Consider the following 17194-nt stretch of genomic DNA (forward strand, 5'->3'; position numbering starts at 1 on the left):
ATGGAAACGCCGACCCCTGTTGCGCTGATCGACGACGACGAGGACCTGCGCCGCGCCACCGCGCAGACGCTCGAACTCGCAGGATTTTCCGTTTCCGCCTATGATGGCGCGAAAGCCGCGCTGGCGGATCTGTCGGCGGACTTTGCTGGCCCCGTCGTCACCGATATCCGCATGCCGGAGATCGACGGACTGCAACTCTTCGCCACGCTCCAGAGCGTCGATGCCGACCTGCCGGTAATCCTGATGACCGGCCACGGTGATATTCCCATGGCCGTTCAGGCGATCCAGGACGGCGCCTATGATTTCATCGCCAAGCCCTTCGCAGCCGATCGGCTCGTCCAGAGCGTGCGTCGCGCAAGCGAGAAGCGGCGGCTTGTTCTGGAAAACCGCATGCTGCGGAAAGCAGCCGAAGATGCGCAGGAGAATTTGCCGCTGATCGGCCAGACGCCTGTCATGGAAAATCTTAGAAACATCCTTCGCCACATCGCCGATACCGATGTGGACGTGCTTGTCGCAGGCGAAACGGGCAGCGGCAAGGAAGTGGTAGCCCAGATCCTGCATCAGTGGAGCCACCGCCGGAAGGGCAATTTCGTGGCGCTGAATTGTGGCGCCCTGCCCGAAACCGTCATCGAAAGCGAACTGTTCGGCCACGAGGCCGGCGCCTTTACCGGCGCCCAGAAGCGCCGCACGGGCCGCATCGAACATGCGAGCGGCGGCACGCTGTTCCTCGACGAGATCGAAAGCATGCCGGCCGCCACCCAGGTCAAGATGCTGAGGGTGCTGGAGATGCGCGAGATCACGCCGCTCGGCACCAATGAGGTGCGTCCGGTCGATCTTCGCGTCGTCGCGGCCGCCAAGATCGACCTCGGGGATCCTTCGGTGCGCGGCGATTTTCGCGAGGATCTCTATTACAGGCTGAACGTCGTGACGATCTCCATTCCGCCGCTGAGAGAACGCCGCGACGACATTCCGCTGCTGTTTTCCCACTTCGCCGCTCGCGCCGCGGAGCGTTTCCGTCGCGATGTCCCGCCGCTTTCCCCGGATGTGCGGCAGCATCTCGCCTCGCACACATGGCCGGGGAATGTCCGCGAACTCTCGCATTATGCCGAACGCGTCGTGCTTGGCGTGGAAGGCGGTGGAACGGCAGCGGTCCCTCCGCAGCCGACGGATGCGACGCTTCCCGAACGGCTGGAGCGCTACGAGGCGGAGATCATTCGCGACGCGCTGTCGGCCAATGACGGCGACGTCCGCCGCACCATCGAGGCGCTCGGCATTCCGAGAAAGACGTTTTACGACAAACTCCAGCGCCACGGCATCAACCGGGGCGGCTATATCTCGCGCAAGTAGTTGTCGATGATGTTTGATCTGCCGAGTGGCGTTAGACTTCCACCAGTCCCAGCTTCTTCACCTGCCGGATCGTCAGCATGGTGCGCACGGTATCGACATGTTCGTTCGCCGTCAGCACCTCGATGACAAAATCCTGAAAGCGGGTGAGGTTCTCCGCCACGCAATGCAGCAGGAAATCGCTGTCGCCGGAGACCATCCAGGCCTGGCGCACCAGCGGCCATTCGGCGGTGGCGGCGGCAAACGCCTTGAGATTGCCTTCCGACTGATGCTTGAGGCCCACCATGCAAAAAGCGACGAGGTCGAATCCGAGCTTCGGGCTATTCAGCATCGCGTGATAGCTCTCGATGATGCCGGCTTCCTCGAGCTTGCGCACCCGGCGCAGGCACGGCGGCGCCGAGATGCCGACGCGATCGGCAAGCTCCACATTGGTCATGCGGCCGTCGGCCTGCAGCTCCCGGAGTATCTTTATATCGATGACGTCGAGTTCCGCACGACCCACATCATTGCCTTTCTTTAATTCTCCGCGGCGAGCTTCTATATAAAGCCGCGGAATACGCAAGAAAGTTTCACGCCGATGACGGATTCTTGCACATCTGGGCGATTTGCCTTGTTGGTAACGCAAGGCTGCCCTTGAATAAAAGCATTGGACGTTCATAAATGGCGCAGGACCGCGAAACGGCCGCAATCGCTCATTAGCCGCCGCCCTCCTGCCAGTCGAAAGGAAATGACATGCCCGCCCGCCATACCAAGGTGCTCATCATCGGTTCCGGACCCGCAGGCTATACCGCCGCGGTCTATGCCGCGCGCGCCATGCTGAAACCGGTTTTGATCGCCGGTCTCGAACAGGGCGGCCAGCTGATGATCACCACTGATGTCGAAAACTATCCGGGCTTTGCTGATCCGATCCAAGGTCCCTGGTTGATGGAACAGATGCTGCAGCAGGCAAAACATGTCGGCGCCGAGATCGTCAACGACCTCGTGACCGAAGTCGACATGAACCAGCGTCCTTTCGTCGCCCGCACCGACAGCGGCCAGGTCTGGACCGCCGATACGCTGATCATTGCCACCGGCGCCAAGGCCAAATGGCTCGGCATCGAGAGCGAGCAGCATTTCCAGGGCTTTGGCGTTTCGGCCTGCGCCACCTGCGACGGTTTCTTCTATCGCAACAAGGATGTGATTGTGGTTGGCGGCGGCAACAGCGCCGTCGAGGAGGCGCTCTATCTCTCCAACATCGCCAAGTCGGTGACATTAGTGCACCGCCGCGACTTCTTCCGAGCCGAGAAGATTCTGCAGGAACGCCTGTTCTCCAAGGACAATGTCAAGGTGCTGTGGAATACCGAAGTGGGCGAGATTACCGGCACGCCGGCCAAGCCGCCGATGCCGCAATCCGTATCCGGCGCGCGCCTGCGCGATGTCAGAACCGGCACGATCACCGAAGTGGCGATCGATGGCGTCTTCGTCGCGATCGGCCATGCGCCGGCAACCGAGCTCTTCAAAGACAAGCTGAAGCTGAAGGACAATGGTTATCTCTGGACTGCGCCGGATTCGACCGCGACCAGCCTGGAGGGGGTCTATGCAGCAGGCGACGTGACGGATGACACATTCCGCCAGGCGATCACTGCCGCCGGCTTGGGGTGCATGGCTGCACTTGAAGCCGAGCGATACTTGACGGGCAACATGCCCGTCGCCGTGGCCGCGGAGTAAGATCGGCATGAGGGGTGGGGGAATGCCATTGGATTGGGACAAGCTGCGTATTTTTCACGCAGCTGCCGAGGCGGGTTCGTTCACGCATGCGGCGGATAAACTGCATCTGTCCCAATCCGCCATCAGCCGCCAGGTCAGCGCCCTGGAGCAGGATGTCGGCACCAAGCTGTTTCACCGCCATGCACGCGGCTTGATTCTGACGGAACAGGGCGAGTTGCTTTACCGCACCGCCCATGACGTGCTGCTGAAGCTCGAAACCGTGAAGATGCAGCTCACCGAGACGACCGAGACGCCATCCGGCAAGCTGCGCGTCACGACGACGGTCGGCCTCGGCCAGGGCTGGCTGACCGACAAGATCCAGGAATTCCTGCAGCTTTATCCCGATGTGCAGATCCAGCTGATCCTCGACAACGAGGAAGTGGATGTGAACATGCGTCATGCCGACTGCGCCATCCGCCTGCGCCAGCCGCAGCAATCCGACCTCATCCAGCGCAAACTCTTCACCGTGCACATGCACGTCTATGCGGCCCCGTCCTACATCAATCGTCATGGCGAGCCGCAAAAGGTCGAGGATCTCGACAGTCACCGCATCATCACCTTCGGCGAGCCGGCGCCAAGCTACCTGCTCGACGTCAACTGGCTTGAGGTCGCCGGTCGCTCGTCCGACAACAAGCGTATTCCGCATCTGCAGATCAACAGCCAGACCTCGATCAAACGCGCTGCCCTGCTCGGCATTGGCGTCGCCTGCCTGCCGGATTACATCGTCGGCCGCGACCCAGGCCTGATTCAACTGGCGATCAACGCCGACGTCCCTTCCTTCGACACGTATTTCTGCTATCCCGACGAGATCAAGAACGCCGCCAAGCTGAAGGCCTTCCGCGATTTCATCGTCAGCAAGGCCAGAAACTGGAACTTTTAAGCTTGGTTTTATTGAAGAATTGCCGACTATGCAGAACACGCATGACTGGCATGCACAAATGAGGGTTGCCGTTTGCCCATTAAACCACCATATCGCACATAGCTGATGCACATGGTGGCTTTTCCTCCCAGTTCCACCGCATTAGCTGTTCCCCTCTGGAGGTTTTTGACCTTCACACTTATAAGGGCCCTGGTTTTCCAGTGGCCCTCTTTTTTTGCCTTTCTTCCTCAACGAAATGCCGCACCGCAAAAAATTTGTGCGGCGCATAGCAGACATGCACAAAAAAGCATTGAAACCTGCTCAAGGAAGCACCATATCGACCTCAGCTGATGCACCTTGTGGTTTCTCTCCCAGTACCACCGCATTAGCTGTTCCCCTCTGGAGGTTTTTTGACCTTCACAATTATAAGGGCCCTGGTTTTCCAGTGGCCCTCTTTTTTTGCCCAAAATTTGCTCATTCAATAAAACTCAACGCCTCACGCCTCCGTGATTTGCATATCGAAGTCAGACGATTGATATATCGGTCAGAAACGATTTATAATTCGGCGAACCACGATGGATAAAGACGAAATTATCAAGGCGCTCGCCCATCCGACCCGGATGGACATTCTGAACTGGCTGAAAAATCCCGAGGAGCATTTCCCCTCGCAGGAGCATCCTTTTGAAATGGGCGTCTGCGCCAGCCAGTTCGAGCGCTGCGGCCTGTCGCAGTCGACGGTCTCGGCCCATCTCGGCACGCTGCATCGCGCCGGCCTCGTCACCACCAAACGCGTCGGCCAGTGGATCTTTTACAAGCGCAACGAAGAAACCATCGCCGCCTTCCTCAAGCAGCTGACGCAGGACCTCTAGAATGCCTCTCGCCCTCCTCGTTCTTGCCTTGAGCTCGTTTGCGATAGGCACCACCGAATTCGTCATCATGGGTCTGTTGCCGGAGGTTGCCGCCGATCTCTCGGTCAGCATCCCGCAGGCCGGATGGCTGGTGACCGGTTATGCCCTTGCGGTCGCGATCGGGGCACCTGTGATGGCGATTTCGACCGCGAAGCTGAAGCGCCGCACCGCCCTGATTGCGCTGATGGCCTTCTTCATCGCCGGCAACCTGCTTTGCGCACTGGCGAGCGACTATTGGGTGCTGATGATCGCCCGTGTCGTGACGGCACTTTGCCACGGCGCCTTCTTCGGCATCGGCTCGGTGGTCGCCGCCGGCCTCGTTGCCGAAGACCGAAAGGCCCGCGCCGTCGCGCTGATGTTTACCGGCCTGACGCTTGCCAATGTTCTCGGCGTGCCGCTCGGCACCGCGATCGGCCAAGCCTATGGCTGGCGCGCCACCTTTGTCATCGTCACTGTCATCGGCATCGTCACCATATCAGGCCTGATCGTCATCCTGCCCAAGGATAGGCAGCAAGAAAACGGCAGCATTCTGCGTGAGATCGCAGCCCTGCGGAATGGCCGCCTGTGGCTGGCGCTCTCCACCACCGTTTTCTTCGCCGCCTCTATGTTCGCCCTCTTCACCTATATCGCGCCGCTGCTACGCGACATCACCGGCGTGTCGCCGGAAGGCGTCACCTGGACGCTGTTCCTGATCGGCCTTGGGCTGACCATCGGCAACCTCGTCGGCGGCAAGCTTGCCGATTGGCGGCTCGGCGCAACGCTTGCCGGCGTCTTCGCCGCGATCGCCATCACTTCGATCGCCTTCAGCTATACGAGCCGCTTCTTCATCCCGGCCGAAATCACCCTCTTCCTTTGGGCGATGGCAAGCTTTGCCGCCGTGCCGGCGCTTCAGGTCGGCGTCGTCGGCTACGGCAAGGATGCGCCGAATCTCGTCTCCACGATCAACATCGGCGCCTTCAACACCGGAAATGCGCTCGGCGCCTGGGTGGGCGGCCTCGTCATCGACGCCGGCTTCGATCTCACCCGCGTTCCGCTCGCCGCAGCCTTGATGGCCCTGATCGGCCTCGGCGCGACGGCGCTCACCTATCTCTCCGCCAGGGGCCGGGCCGCCCTCGCCCCTGCCGAGTGATCCTCCCGCAAAAGAAAGGACCATCATGGCCAAGCTTTTCGAACCCGCGAAAGTCGGCGACATATCAGTCAAGAACCGCGTCGTCATGGCGCCGCTCACCCGCAACCGCTCGCCGGGCGCAGTTCCTAACGACCTCAACGTCGAATACTACCGCCAGCGCGCCACAGCAGGCCTGATCATCACCGAAGCAACCGCGATCACCCATCAGGGCCAGGGATATGCCAACGTGCCTGGTCTCTACAGCAAAGAGGCTCTCGACGGCTGGAAGCGCGTCACCGACGCCGTTCACGCAGCCGGTGGCAAGATCGTCGTCCAGATGTGGCATGTCGGCCGCATCTCGCACACGACGCTGCAGCCGAACGATGGCAAGCCAGTTTCCGCGACCAATCGCATTGCCAAAGCCAAAACCTACCTGGTCAATGCCGACGGCACCGGCAGCTTTGCCGACACCTCCGAGCCGCGCGCGCTCGATACCGCCGAAATCCCCGGCATCATCGAGGATTACCGCAAGGCTGCCCGTGCGGCGATCGACGCCGGCTTCGACGGTGTCGAGATCCACGGCGCCAACGGCTACCTGCTCGACCACTTCATCCGCGACGGTATCAATGACCGTACTGATGCATATGGCGGCTCGATCGAAAACCGCACCCGCCTGACCTTCGAAGTCGTCGACGCCGTGGTGAAGGAAATCGGCGCGGGCCGCACGGCGATCCGGATCTCGCCGGTGACGCCGTCAGGCGAAAGCTACGATTCCAATCCGCAGGCGACCTTCACCCATGTCGTCGAAGGCCTGGCCAAATACGATCTCGCTTATATCCATGTCATCGAAGGTCAGACCGGCGGCGACCGCGACTACAAGCAGGGCGACAATCCCTCCTTCGATTACAAGGCGCTGCGCCAGACTTATGAAGAGGCCGGCGGCAAGGCCGACTGGATGGTCAACAATGGCTACGATCGCGATCTGGCGATCGACGCCGTCGAAAGCGGCCGCGCCGATCTCGTCGCCTTCGGTAAGCCCTTCATCGCCAATCCCGATCTCGTCGAGCGCCTGGAACACAATCTGCCGCTCAACACGCCCGACCAGTCGACCTTCTACGGCGGCACCGGCAAGGGCTATATCGACTATCCCATCCTCGAAAAGGTCGCTTGAAGCTTTCACACGCGAACGCGAATCCCGCCGAAAGGCGGGATTTCCATTTTCGACGGGTTTTTGTAGGGTGCCGCCATGTTCGCTCCCTATCTTGACCGCTGGTCGCTAATATCAGACGGCGAGCCCATCATCACCCATTCAAGCCGCCTGCTCCCGGTCCTCTGGCGGGATAAGCCCGCCATGCTGAAAGTCGCGGCAGATATCGACGAACGATACGGCGCTCTTCTGATGCAGTGGTGGGACGGTGACGGCGCAGCCTATGTCTACGCCCATGAGGGCGACGCCGTGCTGCTGGAACGGGCGACGGGAAAACGCTCGCTGCTTGCCATGGCAATGAACGGCGAGGACGATGAGGCAAGCCGCATCCTCTGCGGCACGGCGGCACGGCTGCATGCGCCGCGCGAAAAACCACCTCCCGATCCCATCCCTCTCACCCGCTGGTTTCGGGATCTGGAACCGGCAGCGGGCAAGCATGGCGGCACGTTTGCCGATTGCTCGGCGATCGCCAACGTCCTCCTTGCCGATCAGCGTGATGTCACCATCCTCCACGGCGACATCCATCACGGCAACATTCTCGATTTCGAGGCGCGCGGCTGGCTGGCGATCGATCCGAAGCGGCTGTACGGCGAGCGCGGCTTCGATTTCGCCAATATCTTCGCCAACGAAGAACTGCCAACGATCACCGATCCTGCCCGTTTCCGCCGCCAGCTCGACATCGTCTCAACGGACGCGAAGCTGGAACCGAAGCGGCTGCTCCAATGGATCGCCGCCTATTCCGGCCTTTCCGCCGCCTGGTTCCTCGGTGATCCGAATATTCAGCAGGCAGAAACCGCCCTGACGGTCGCCCGGATCGCGCTGGCCGAACTCGAGAGCTAACCCGCGTTCTGCGACGGCTGCCCGATAAGGTCTGCCGCGGCTTGATGGTGCGAATCGGGCAGGCAGCCAAGTGCCACGAGCGAAGTCCTGACCGCTTCGTCGATCGGCGTCTGCGGCTCCTTGCCGAGTTCGGCCACAAGCCTGGTGTTCCGCATCCGCACCGGCAGCTTCCAGAGATAACGCATCTCCTTGATCTCCCGCATCACCGGAACGAAGGGCGCCGCCAGCGGCACGATCCACCAGGGAAAGCCGCCGATCTTTGCTTTGCCGCCGGCGACGCGCTTGATTGCTTCGGCCATCTGCATGCCGTCCGCATCCCAAAAGCCCTCCATGTGATAGACGGAGAAAGGCGGCAGCCGATCGGCCCGCTCGATGAGCTGGGCGATGGTTTCCGCCATGTCTGGCAGGTAGGCCCATTGATGACCGATGCCTCGCCGACCCGGGTTCCTGATCGTGGCGACGGGCTTGCCTGGGGTCACGAGACCGGACGAAAACCAGCTGTTGGCCGTCGTGCCTGGACCGAAGAAATCCCCTGCCCTGACGATGATGGCGCCGGCGCCGGACTGCGAGGCCGCCTTCAGCCGCTCCTCCATTTCGACGCGGATCGCCCCCTTCTTCGTCGTCGGATGCTGCGGGCTTTCTTCCGTCGGCGTCGGCAGGGCATCGGGACCAAAATTATAGATGTTGCCCGGCAGCACGATTCGCGCGCCGACGGCGCGAGCAGCGGCGATGGTATTGTCGAGCATCGGCAGCACCAGCGTTTCCCAGTCGCGGTAGCCGGGTGGGTTGACGGCATGGACGATAAGGCCGACGCCTTCAGCCGCCTTCAGGACGTCGCCGGCATTCATCGCATCGCCCTGCATCCAGTCGAAGGCTGGCTCGTTCCTCGACACCTTGGCGGCATCACGATTGAGCGCCCGGATGCGCCAGCCGCGCGCAAGCAGCCTGCGGGCAACCGCGCCGCCGATACCGCCGGTGGCGCCGAGAACGAGGGCCGTCGTTTTCATTTCGCTATTCATGACAATCATCTCCTTCGATTGGATGAGAGGATCATGCCATCAGAGCGAGATAAACGAAATTGACGAAAGAAGTGCATCTGCTATACGAAAATACATGAACTCCGAACCGAGCTGGGATTTCTACCGCAGTTTCCTGACCGTGCTCCAACAGGGATCGTTGTCGGCCGCCGCCCGCGAACTGGGGCTGACCCAGCCGACCATAGGCCGCCATGTCGACGCACTGGAACTAGCGATCGGCGCCGAACTCTTCACCCGCTCGCCGAATGGGCTGCTGCCAACCGACGCCGCACTGGCGCTGAGGCCTTGCGCCGAGACGCTGGCGGCAACCACGGCCGCCCTTTTACGCACCGCATCCGGCCAGCGCGAGCGCGTGGCTGGAACGGTCAGGATCAGCGCCAGTGAGGTCATCGCCGTCGAAGTGCTGCCCGGAATTCTCGGACCGCTGCAGGAAACCTATCCCGAATTGCAGATCGAGCTCTCGGCATCCGATACGATCGAGGACCTGGTGAACCGCGAGGCCGATATCGCCGTGCGCATGGCCGAGCCGCAGCAGACTGCACTCGTCGTGCGCCGCATCGGCGATATCCCGCTCGGCTTTCACGCCCATCGCCGCTATCTCGAACGATACGGCATTCCGCAAACCTTGGCTGACCTCGCAAACCACCGCCTCATCGGCTTCGACCGGCAGACGGCCTATGTCCGTATGGTGATGAAACGCTATGCGGTGCCTGGCATCGAATTCTCCTTCCGCTCCGACAACAACCTCGCCCAGCTTTCGGCGATCCGTGCCGGCGTTGGCATCGGCATCTGCCAGACAGGACTCGCGCGCGAAAATCCCGACTTGGTTCACATCCTGCCTGATGCCTTCAGCCTACCGCTCGGCACGTGGGTGGCGATGCATGAGAGCCTGAAGTCTTCGCCGCGCTGCCGCGCTACCTTTGACGTATTGGTCAAGGGGCTTCAGGACTATCTCCGATATTCGACCAGCGCATAATCGCAAAAATCAGAATCGATTTTCGCAAAGAATCATGCGCAAATTTCGAAGCAATAGAACCTCCTTAACGCGTCTTATCGGACGCGCACCCCGGCGGGATGCAAATGACAAAGCACCATGCGGTTGAACTCGTGCCCTGCGATCCGCGATGGCCGCAAGCCTTTCAGCGTATCCGCGGCAAGCTTCTAACCTTGCTGCCGCAGGCGCTCGCCATCGATCACATCGGCAGCACGTCCATACCGGGCATGATGGCCAAGCCGCTTATCGACCTCGACATCGTTCTTCCCGACCTCGAGCATATCGAGGACGCCACACGCGTGCTTCTGGCCGAAGGCTATGAGCCGCGCGGCAACCGCTATGACGACGATGTCTGGGCGTTTTTATCGAGAGGTTCGGTGCCGGCAGAACGGGTCTACCTTTGCCCTTCCGGCAACGGCACGCATCGAAACAGACTGGCTTTCCGGGATTATCTCATCGCGCATCCGCAAGCGGCGGCCGATTATGCCGCGCTCAAACGCAGCCTGGCAGTCGAATTCAGGATGGACGGCGACCGCTATACTGCGCATAAGCGCGAATTCGTCGATACGATCGTCGCGCGGGCATTGACGGGCGATGGTTAGCTTCAGATGCCTTGCGAGGCTTCGGCTGTACGGTCCTTCCACAAGCCGTCCACCACCTCGGTTTCCGGCCGATCGCCGCCCTCGGCATATTCCTCATGCCATTTGCCGTTCTCGTCCTGCCAACTGATCTCGGCGGAATCGCCGCCGACCTGCTGTTCGGCCGCGACGATGCGTGCAGCTTCGAGCGCCTCGGCATGGGTCGGGAATGCCTCGGAATAGACACCTCCCAGCCTGTAGGCCCAGCCGCCGTCATGCGGCACGACTTCGTAGACCACCTTGATCATGCATTCGTCTCCTCATCTTCTTGTTGCGCATTCGCATGCTTCCGGACAGGATCCGGATCATCGCGGCCGCTTGACGAGAATTCGAGGACGCCGCGATCTGCTTTCCGGCCCCGATGACATTCAGTATTCCATTAAACGCCGAAGACTGCAAATGGCACTCGACCGCGGCTTTCTTGATAGGCGAAATCAGGGACTTAAATAAAATGTATGAATCTGAACAGGAGCAGAGGCTTGGGGATCGCGTCACGCCTTAAAGAGGAAAAGTTTCTGGTCGCCGCACTTGTCGTTGCAGCGATCGCCTATCTCTTGGAACACGCAGTGATCGAGATGGGGCGCGGCGTCGCGCTGATTGCCGCCGCTGCCCTGGTCGGCACCATCGTGCTCGCCTCGATCCGCGTTGCCCATCATGCCGAGCTGCTCGCCGTCAAGGTCGGCGATCCCTACGGCACGATGATCCTGACGCTCTCGGCCGTTGCCGTCGAAGTCATCATCCTCGCCATCATGATGAGTGGCGAAAGCTCGCCGACGCTGGTGCGCGACACGATCTATTCGGCCCTGATGCTCGATATCAACGGCATTCTCGGCTTGGCCGCTCTGCTCGGCGGCCTCAAGCACGGCGAACAGCCCTATAACGACAATTCCGGCAAGACCTACGGCGTGATGATCCTCACCGCGATGGGCATCTCGATGATTGTGCCGGAATTCGTGCCCAGCGACAAATGGCACTATTATTCCGCCTTCACCATCGCCGCGATGATCGCGCTTTACGGCCTCTTCCTGCGCATGCAGGTTGGCCAGCACAGCTATTTCTTCAGCTACAGTTACCCGCGCTCCGAACGAAAGAAGGAAAGTCCCGACGAGCATGGCGCCGACGAGTCGGCCGCGATCTCGATCGCCACCATTCTCGTCGGCGTCGTCATTATCGGCCTGCTGGCGGAGTTCATGGCGGCCTTCATGACCGAAGGCCTGCGCGATAGCGGCGCGCCGATCGCCGTGACCGCCGTGGTCGTCGCAGCGATTTCGGCCGCACCCGAGATCCTGACCGCATTAAGGGCGGCACTCAGGAACCGCATGCAGGCGACGGTCAACATCGCCATGGGCGCCTCGCTGTCGACGGTCATCTTGACCGTGCCCGTGATGGAAGCGATCGCGCTCTATACCGGCCAGCCCTTCATCATGGCGATGACCCCGGTGCAGACGGTGATGGTGGCGGTCACGCTGATTGCCGCCGCGATCAACCTCAACGACGGCGAGACCAACGCTATCGAGGGCATGACGCATTTCATCCTCTTCGCCACCTTCGTCATGCTGACGGCGCTGGGGCTCTGAAGGCTCCCGCCCCCGCGGGGGAAGGGCAAGAACAGGCTGTTTAGGCGGGCTGTTGGGCAAAGAGCAGGCGTTCGCGGGCTGCGAACCATTCCTCGGCGTAATCGTCGTTCTTGTATTCCTCGAAATACGGCCCGCCATCGGTGAAATGGACGTTCTTGGCGTCTTCGCGGTAGTTGTATTCATTGACGAGGTAATTCCACGTCACCGGCAATTCGCCGATGAGCTCTTCATTCTCCAGCCATTTGAACTGATGCAGTTGCAGCCCGGTCGCGGTATTGACGTAGTCGGGCGTCAGTGCGCGGCATTCGTCATTGTTGAAGAGGATGAAGCTCGACCAGTTCTTCTTTTCGTACTTGGTCTGTGCCTGCCCGAGGAACTTGGTGTCGATCTTCGGCTGGTAATCATGTTTGACGCACATGACGGCGTAACGCTCGTCGCGCAATGCCCAAAGCTCGGCGATATCGGCACGCATCAGCATGTCGCAATCCATGAAGATGCTCCAGCCCTCGTAACCGCTCAGATAGGGCGTCAGGAAACGCGAGAAGGAGAACTCCGTGGATTGCAGCGCGTTGCGCTGGCGGGTGAAAATCCCGCCAAGATTGGAGAGCGCAATGGGCGAGAACTCGACCGGGATCGACGACTTCTCGATGATGCTCTGCACGAGAACGTGGTAGGCAACCACTTCCTTGGGATCGAATCCCACGAAAATTCGGACGTTCTGTTGTTCCATTGTCCACCTCGATCGCCAGTATAGAGAGATGAATTGATTGGTATCGGAAACAGCGTTTTTGGCCACCCACGCCTGTAAGCAAAGGCCTGCGACAGTCATCCCTTCGACTTATCGAGAAAACGCTGCTTGCGGGTTTTCGGTTTGAACCGCCGAAAGAAATTGTCGACGGCGCGGATGAATTTGGTGACGGACATCAGCCTGTCGATCTGGCTGTTCGTATTGTCGAGCCGCTCCGACAAGACCTCGGCCGCAGTCATCGCGATCTCGACCGGCGGCACCTCAGGAAACCGTTTGGCGAGCGCCGAATAGGGGCTGGCATCGACGCCGCCCACCATGGAGATCGACCCCATGCGCGCAAAGAGACGCAGGAAGATCTGCTCGAACGTCCAATCGTGCACGTCGAACACCTTCCACTTCTCGCTCCGCTTCGCCGAAAAGCCGGCAAGCAGGATATTGCCCGGCAGCTGCAGATCGGCGAGCCACAGCGCTACCGCAAAGCCGCTCGTCGCGATCTTGCCGATCGGATAGAGATCGGCGAGCATTTGTGTCAGATCAAGGTGACGGGCCTCAGCGCCTTCGAAGCAGCTCTTTTCGCTGAGATTTTCCTCGACGGAGACCCGGATGTTGACGACGCCGAGGAAATCGTCGCCGCCAAAGAAGCGCAAGACATCCGCCGCTTCGCGCCGATGGACGATATGGGCGCCCATTACGTCGCTGCGGGCAACCAGCATGGAATGGCCGACGAAGGGTTCGTCGAGCACCTTATAGACCTTGTTGAAGAAGACGTAGAGCACCGTCTCAGGCAATTCGCCCCGCAGCCGTTCGAGATCGACCGCCTCGCTGTTTGCGACCAGCACGACATGGGAATAGCCCGACAACAGCGCCTTCCACGCTTCCGGCGTCAAGAAATTGAAGCCTCCGTCCGGAGCGGTCGTAGCCTTGTTATCGCTAGGGATTGCTTCCATATCGGCTCACATGCACTTTCCAAGGACGACGCGGTCCGCCCGACTAGCTGTTGCTGAAATAGGCGCGCATCCGGGCAAGCCGCGTCAGCCCGCCGATCTGCTTTCCCACATGCGAGAGGAAGCCCGCCACTCGGTCCGTCATCGACGGTTGCCTGCAGAAAGACGCCCAGGGTGTGTTGCGAAGATCTTCGGCATAACGATTGGCCATCCGCCGGTGCACCCAGGGCACGGTGGCCTGCCACGGCTTTTTCCGGCCGGTGAAATGAAAGATGGCCGGCCGATCGACGAAAGGCAGCAGGCCCGTCTGTGTATTCCAGCGCGGATCGAGCACCAGCCAGTCGCGGTCGAACGTGACGTTCAACGCATCCTGGTCATTGTTCTCGAACAGATGCGACCGCTCCTCGAAGATTTCCCGGGTCCTGGCGAAAAGCCCCCTCGCCCGGCAGACGGACCAGTCGAACAGCAGTACGCCGGCATTGAAGTAGCGGCCGCCATGGCCCATGCCGATCTTGCGCTGCCGCGCCCCGGCCTTCTCGGGAAAGGCCATGACATAGTCGTCGACCGCAGCAAGCGCCTTGCCCCGCAGATCCATCGCGAAGAGATCGTCGACCGGCGCAACCGTAAGCACATCGGCATCGAGATAGAGCAGCCGCTCGACATGATCGGGAATGTACAGATCCATGTAGAGCCGCGCCAGCGTCGCCCCCGACCAGCGACCCCGCGCTTGCAGCGCCGTATCCGGCGTATTGTAGGGCAGCACCCTGATCCCCATGTCGTGCAGCCGCGCGAAATTTCCGACCTCGGCGATCTCGTTCGACTTGAGGTCGATGCCGAGAAGCAGGAACTCAACAGTGGAACCTGAGAGATTGCGCTTGACCGAAAGCAGGGTGCAGCAGGCGGCCGGCAGCATGTTGACATCCGAACAGACGATCACGGCACTCTGCTGCAAAATCCCAGCCCCCCCGAAGCGGCAATTTAAACTTGATGCCGGATATCTAGTTGGTTTGATGCCAACCCGCAACCGCAGATCACCCGCCGGACCGTCGCTCTGCGTCACGTTTTGAATCGGATTTCAACGACTTGCAAGGCAAAGCGGATTCAGATGAGGAGCATATTGAATCGGAACGTGAACTTAGAGCCGCAGCGCCAATGGATGATCGACGAGCAGCCGGTCCACTGTCGCAAGCTGCAGCCCCTCGACCTTGCATTGCGCAAGCAGCAAGCGATCGAAGGGATCGCGCGTCTCCGGCTCGGGGTTGGCGGCGGTGATGACGTGCGCGATATCGATGGGCAGGATCGTCAGCCCGGTCTCCCCGAGATAAACGGGAATGGTCTCGAGCGGCAATCCGGGCTGCAATTTTCCAAGCCTTGTCTTGATGGCAATTTCCCAGAGGCTGGCGACGCTGACGAAACCGATGGCGGCACCGTCCGAAAGCACCTGCTCGGCACGCGGAAAACGCTCCGCCAGTTTCTTCTGGGCAACTGCAATCACCATGTGCGTGTCAAGCAGCAGACGCATGATCACGGCAGCGGCTTGAGAAGAAAATCTTCCGGCAAAGGATCGTCGAAGTCGTCGGCGATATACATCTCCGTGCGCGTGATACCCTTGGAACGAAGATAGGCTTCGCCGGCCTCCAGGTTCAAACCGCCGCGTTTTTGATGCGGCACGAGATCGAACACCGGCCGGCCGTTGCGTGTCACGACAATGGTTTCACCTTCCTCAACCTCACGGGCGAGTTCGGTCAGGCGGTTCTTCGCATCGCGGATCGAGACGGTTTTCATGATGGCAAATGTAGCTACATGCGGCTACATCGTCAATGTCAGAGCAATTGAAAAAGGCCGGCCGTCACCGGCAGGCCCTCAATCGGCGTTACAGTAAGCCGCTTACTTGCAAGCGCCGCAGAAGCGCTGGATGCGGCGGCAGGCTTCCTCGAGCAGCTCTTCCGAAGTCGCGTAGGAGATGCGGAAGTTCGGGCCAAGACCGAAGGCCGAACCGTGAACGACGGCAACACCTTCCGTTTCCAGAAGCTCGGAAACGAAATCCTCGTCCGTCTCGATGACCTTGCCCGACGGCGCCGTCTTGCCGATCAGGCCGGCGCAGGACGGATAGACATAGAAGGCGCCTTCCGGCACCGGGCAGACAATGCCCTTGGCCTGGTTCAGCATCGAAACGACGAGATCGCGACGGCCTTCGAAGATCTTCTTGTTTTCAGGGATGAAGTCCTGCGTGCCGTTCAGCGCTTCGACAGCCGCCCACTGGGCGATCGACGTCGCACCCGAGGTCTGCTGCCCCTGGATCATGTCCATGGCCTTGATGAGCTGGATCGGACCGGCCGCATAGCCGATGCGCCAGCCGGTCATCGCATAGGCCTTGGAGACGCCGTTCATCGTCAGCGTGCGGTCGTAAAGCTTCGGCTCGACTTCCACAGGCGTGACGAACTTGAAGTCGCCATAGGTCAGGTGCTCGTACATGTCGTCGGTCAGCACCCAGACCTGCGGATGCTTCATCAGCACATCCGTCAGCGCCTTCAGCTCGTCCTGCGTATAGGCCGCCCCCGTCGGGTTGGACGGCGAGTTGAAGATGAACCACTTGGTCTTCGGCGTGATCGCCTTTTCGAGATCGGCCGCCTGGAGCTTGAAGTTATGCTCCTGGGTGGCCGAAACGAAAACCGGCGTGCCGCCGCACAGCGCCACCATCTCAGGATAAGAAACCCAGTAAGGCGCCGGGATGACGACTTCGTCGCCGGGATTCAGCGTTGCCATGAAGGCGTTGAAAAGGATCTGCTTGCCGCCGGTGCCGACGATCGTCTGCTCCCAGGAATAGTCGAGGCCGTTCTCGCGCTTGAACTTGGCGGCGATCGCCTTGCGCAGCTCGGGAATGCCGGAGACCGGCGTGTACTTCGTTTCGCCGCGGTTGATCGCGTCGATGGCGGCCGTCTTGATATTATCGGGCGTATCGAAATCCGGCTCACCTGCGCCGAGACCAATGACGTCACGTCCTTTTGCTTTCAGCTCGCGCGCTTTCTGGGAGACGGCGATGGTGGCTGAAGGCTTCACACGGGAAAGAGCATCGGCAAGGAAAGCCATGATAACGGTCCTAATGGTTGAAACGGGCAGAAAGCCGGGACCGGAGTTCTGCGGTTAGCTCTATGTCCAATGTATGACGGCATTTCAAGCGGAAAGGCGTCATGGTGGCATGATTCTTATTGATCGGTTCGCCGCACCGCCCGTCCAGCACGCC

Annotated in this window: 19 protein-coding genes; 10 read left to right on the forward strand and 9 right to left on the reverse strand. The window is 60.5% G+C overall.

What is annotated here, in order from left to right; translation table 11 throughout:
* Positions 1-1347, forward strand: coding sequence for a sigma-54-dependent transcriptional regulator (locus N2A41_RS14880; RefSeq protein WP_260109113.1), 1347 nt, complete (start codon positions 1-3; stop codon positions 1345-1347).
* Positions 1348-1378: 31 nt separating this feature from the next.
* Here the strand turns inward: N2A41_RS14880 and N2A41_RS14885 are convergent, their stop codons facing one another.
* Positions 1379-1846, reverse strand: a complete 468-nt coding sequence (locus N2A41_RS14885) for an Lrp/AsnC family transcriptional regulator (RefSeq protein ID WP_260109114.1) — start codon at positions 1844-1846, stop codon at positions 1379-1381.
* Between the two features lie 230 nt (positions 1847-2076).
* On the opposite strand from N2A41_RS14885, the gene trxB reads away from it, so the two are divergent.
* The 6 genes from trxB to N2A41_RS14915 all read left to right on the forward strand — a co-directional run bounded on the left by trxB (position 2077) and on the right by N2A41_RS14915 (position 8012).
* Positions 2077-3051 carry a thioredoxin-disulfide reductase gene (gene trxB, locus N2A41_RS14890; RefSeq protein WP_260109115.1) on the forward strand — a complete coding sequence of 325 codons (975 nt, stop codon included), beginning with the start codon at positions 2077-2079 and terminating at the stop codon, positions 3049-3051.
* A 22-nt stretch (positions 3052-3073) separates the two neighbouring features.
* A complete protein-coding gene (locus tag N2A41_RS14895) occupies positions 3074-3970 on the forward strand; it encodes a LysR family transcriptional regulator VtlR (protein ID WP_026154247.1) in 897 nt (298 codons plus the stop codon).
* Between the two features lie 554 nt (positions 3971-4524).
* Positions 4525-4818: an ArsR/SmtB family transcription factor gene (locus N2A41_RS14900; RefSeq protein ID WP_011652911.1), complete on the forward strand. Its 294-nt coding sequence runs from the start codon at positions 4525-4527 to the stop codon at positions 4816-4818.
* 1 nt (position 4819) lies between these two features.
* A complete protein-coding gene (locus N2A41_RS14905) occupies positions 4820-5986 on the forward strand; it encodes an MFS transporter (protein WP_260109116.1) in 1167 nt (388 codons plus the stop codon).
* Positions 5987-6011: 25 nt separating this feature from the next.
* Complete coding sequence (locus tag N2A41_RS14910; protein ID WP_260109117.1) at positions 6012-7136, forward strand: alkene reductase; 1125 nt, start codon at positions 6012-6014, stop codon at positions 7134-7136.
* A 75-nt stretch (positions 7137-7211) separates the two neighbouring features.
* Positions 7212-8012 (forward strand): aminoglycoside phosphotransferase family protein, encoded by an 801-nt coding sequence (locus N2A41_RS14915; RefSeq protein ID WP_260109118.1) that lies wholly within the window; start codon positions 7212-7214, stop codon positions 8010-8012.
* Here N2A41_RS14915 and N2A41_RS14920 read toward each other — a convergent pair.
* The gene (locus N2A41_RS14920) at positions 8009-9031 is read right to left on the reverse strand and encodes an NAD-dependent epimerase/dehydratase family protein (RefSeq protein WP_260109119.1); all 1023 of its coding nucleotides are present in this window, start codon (positions 9029-9031) and stop codon (positions 8009-8011) included. The two genes, N2A41_RS14915 and N2A41_RS14920, sit on opposite strands and share 4 nt — an antisense overlap.
* A gap of 94 nt (positions 9032-9125) precedes the next feature.
* Here N2A41_RS14920 and N2A41_RS14925 point away from each other — a divergent pair, with 94 nt between their 5' ends.
* Together N2A41_RS14925 and N2A41_RS14930 are read left to right on the forward strand one after the other, a co-directional pair.
* Positions 9126-10025, forward strand: coding sequence for a LysR family transcriptional regulator (locus N2A41_RS14925; protein ID WP_260109120.1), 900 nt, complete (start codon positions 9126-9128; stop codon positions 10023-10025).
* A gap of 104 nt (positions 10026-10129) precedes the next feature.
* Positions 10130-10645 carry a GrpB family protein gene (locus tag N2A41_RS14930; RefSeq protein ID WP_260109121.1) on the forward strand — a complete coding sequence of 172 codons (516 nt, stop codon included), beginning with the start codon at positions 10130-10132 and terminating at the stop codon, positions 10643-10645.
* A gap of 2 nt (positions 10646-10647) precedes the next feature.
* Here N2A41_RS14930 and N2A41_RS14935 read toward each other — a convergent pair whose 3' ends face one another.
* Entirely contained in the window at positions 10648-10929 is a 282-nt protein-coding gene (locus N2A41_RS14935; RefSeq protein WP_017965291.1) for a DUF2188 domain-containing protein, read from the reverse strand.
* A gap of 231 nt (positions 10930-11160) precedes the next feature.
* Between N2A41_RS14935 and N2A41_RS14940 the strand changes: the two genes are divergently transcribed.
* Entirely contained in the window at positions 11161-12258 is a 1098-nt protein-coding gene (locus N2A41_RS14940) for a calcium:proton antiporter (protein WP_260109122.1), read from the forward strand.
* 40 nt (positions 12259-12298) lie between these two features.
* Here the strand turns inward: N2A41_RS14940 and N2A41_RS14945 are convergent, their stop codons facing one another.
* The 6 genes from N2A41_RS14945 to N2A41_RS14970 form a co-directional block, all read right to left on the reverse strand.
* Complete coding sequence (locus N2A41_RS14945; RefSeq protein ID WP_260109123.1) at positions 12299-12988, reverse strand: glycosyltransferase; 690 nt, start codon at positions 12986-12988, stop codon at positions 12299-12301.
* A 95-nt stretch (positions 12989-13083) separates the two neighbouring features.
* The gene (locus tag N2A41_RS14950; RefSeq protein ID WP_260109124.1) at positions 13084-13953 is read right to left on the reverse strand and encodes a 3-deoxy-manno-octulosonate cytidylyltransferase; all 870 of its coding nucleotides are present in this window, start codon (positions 13951-13953) and stop codon (positions 13084-13086) included.
* A gap of 43 nt (positions 13954-13996) precedes the next feature.
* Entirely contained in the window at positions 13997-14887 is an 891-nt protein-coding gene (locus tag N2A41_RS14955; protein ID WP_260109125.1) for a glycosyltransferase family 8 protein, read from the reverse strand.
* Positions 14888-15085: 198 nt separating this feature from the next.
* The gene (locus tag N2A41_RS14960) at positions 15086-15472 is read right to left on the reverse strand and encodes a type II toxin-antitoxin system VapC family toxin (RefSeq protein WP_260109126.1); all 387 of its coding nucleotides are present in this window, start codon (positions 15470-15472) and stop codon (positions 15086-15088) included.
* A gap of 2 nt (positions 15473-15474) precedes the next feature.
* A complete protein-coding gene (locus N2A41_RS14965; protein ID WP_011652922.1) occupies positions 15475-15735 on the reverse strand; it encodes a type II toxin-antitoxin system Phd/YefM family antitoxin in 261 nt (86 codons plus the stop codon).
* A gap of 102 nt (positions 15736-15837) precedes the next feature.
* The gene (locus N2A41_RS14970; RefSeq protein ID WP_003561278.1) at positions 15838-17040 is read right to left on the reverse strand and encodes a pyridoxal phosphate-dependent aminotransferase; all 1203 of its coding nucleotides are present in this window, start codon (positions 17038-17040) and stop codon (positions 15838-15840) included.
* Positions 17041-17194 lie beyond the last annotated feature (154 nt).

It is taken from the genome of Rhizobium sp. SRDI969, from assembly GCF_025152725.1.
Taxonomy (GTDB): Bacteria; Pseudomonadota; Alphaproteobacteria; order Rhizobiales; family Rhizobiaceae; genus Rhizobium; species Rhizobium leguminosarum_I.

Bases quoted from the DNA above. Each gene is read 5' to 3' on its own strand.
- N2A41_RS14930 (WP_260109121.1), top strand. From the start codon at position 10,130: ATGACAAAGCACCATGCGGTTGAACTCGTGCCCTGCGATCCGCGATGG.
- N2A41_RS14900 (WP_011652911.1), top strand. From the start codon at position 4,525: ATGGATAAAGACGAAATTATCAAGGCGCTCGCCCATCCGACCCGGATG.
- N2A41_RS14915 (WP_260109118.1), top strand. From the start codon at position 7,212: ATGTTCGCTCCCTATCTTGACCGCTGGTCGCTAATATCAGACGGCGAG.
- N2A41_RS14925 (WP_260109120.1), top strand. From the start codon at position 9,126: ATGAACTCCGAACCGAGCTGGGATTTCTACCGCAGTTTCCTGACCGTG.
- N2A41_RS14910 (WP_260109117.1), top strand. From the start codon at position 6,012: ATGGCCAAGCTTTTCGAACCCGCGAAAGTCGGCGACATATCAGTCAAG.
- N2A41_RS14895 (WP_026154247.1), top strand. From the start codon at position 3,074: ATGCCATTGGATTGGGACAAGCTGCGTATTTTTCACGCAGCTGCCGAG.
- N2A41_RS14920 (WP_260109119.1), bottom strand. From the start codon at position 9,031: ATGAATAGCGAAATGAAAACGACGGCCCTCGTTCTCGGCGCCACCGGC.
- N2A41_RS14935 (WP_017965291.1), bottom strand. From the start codon at position 10,929: ATGATCAAGGTGGTCTACGAAGTCGTGCCGCATGACGGCGGCTGGGCC.
- N2A41_RS14960 (WP_260109126.1), bottom strand. From the start codon at position 15,472: ATGCGTCTGCTGCTTGACACGCACATGGTGATTGCAGTTGCCCAGAAG.
- N2A41_RS14965 (WP_011652922.1), bottom strand. From the start codon at position 15,735: ATGAAAACCGTCTCGATCCGCGATGCGAAGAACCGCCTGACCGAACTC.
- N2A41_RS14945 (WP_260109123.1), bottom strand. From the start codon at position 12,988: ATGGAACAACAGAACGTCCGAATTTTCGTGGGATTCGATCCCAAGGAA.
- N2A41_RS14880 (WP_260109113.1), top strand. From the start codon at position 1: ATGGAAACGCCGACCCCTGTTGCGCTGATCGACGACGACGAGGACCTG.
- N2A41_RS14905 (WP_260109116.1), top strand. From the start codon at position 4,820: ATGCCTCTCGCCCTCCTCGTTCTTGCCTTGAGCTCGTTTGCGATAGGC.
- N2A41_RS14950 (WP_260109124.1), bottom strand. From the start codon at position 13,953: ATGGAAGCAATCCCTAGCGATAACAAGGCTACGACCGCTCCGGACGGA.
- trxB (WP_260109115.1), top strand. From the start codon at position 2,077: ATGCCCGCCCGCCATACCAAGGTGCTCATCATCGGTTCCGGACCCGCA.
- N2A41_RS14970 (WP_003561278.1), bottom strand. From the start codon at position 17,040: ATGGCTTTCCTTGCCGATGCTCTTTCCCGTGTGAAGCCTTCAGCCACC.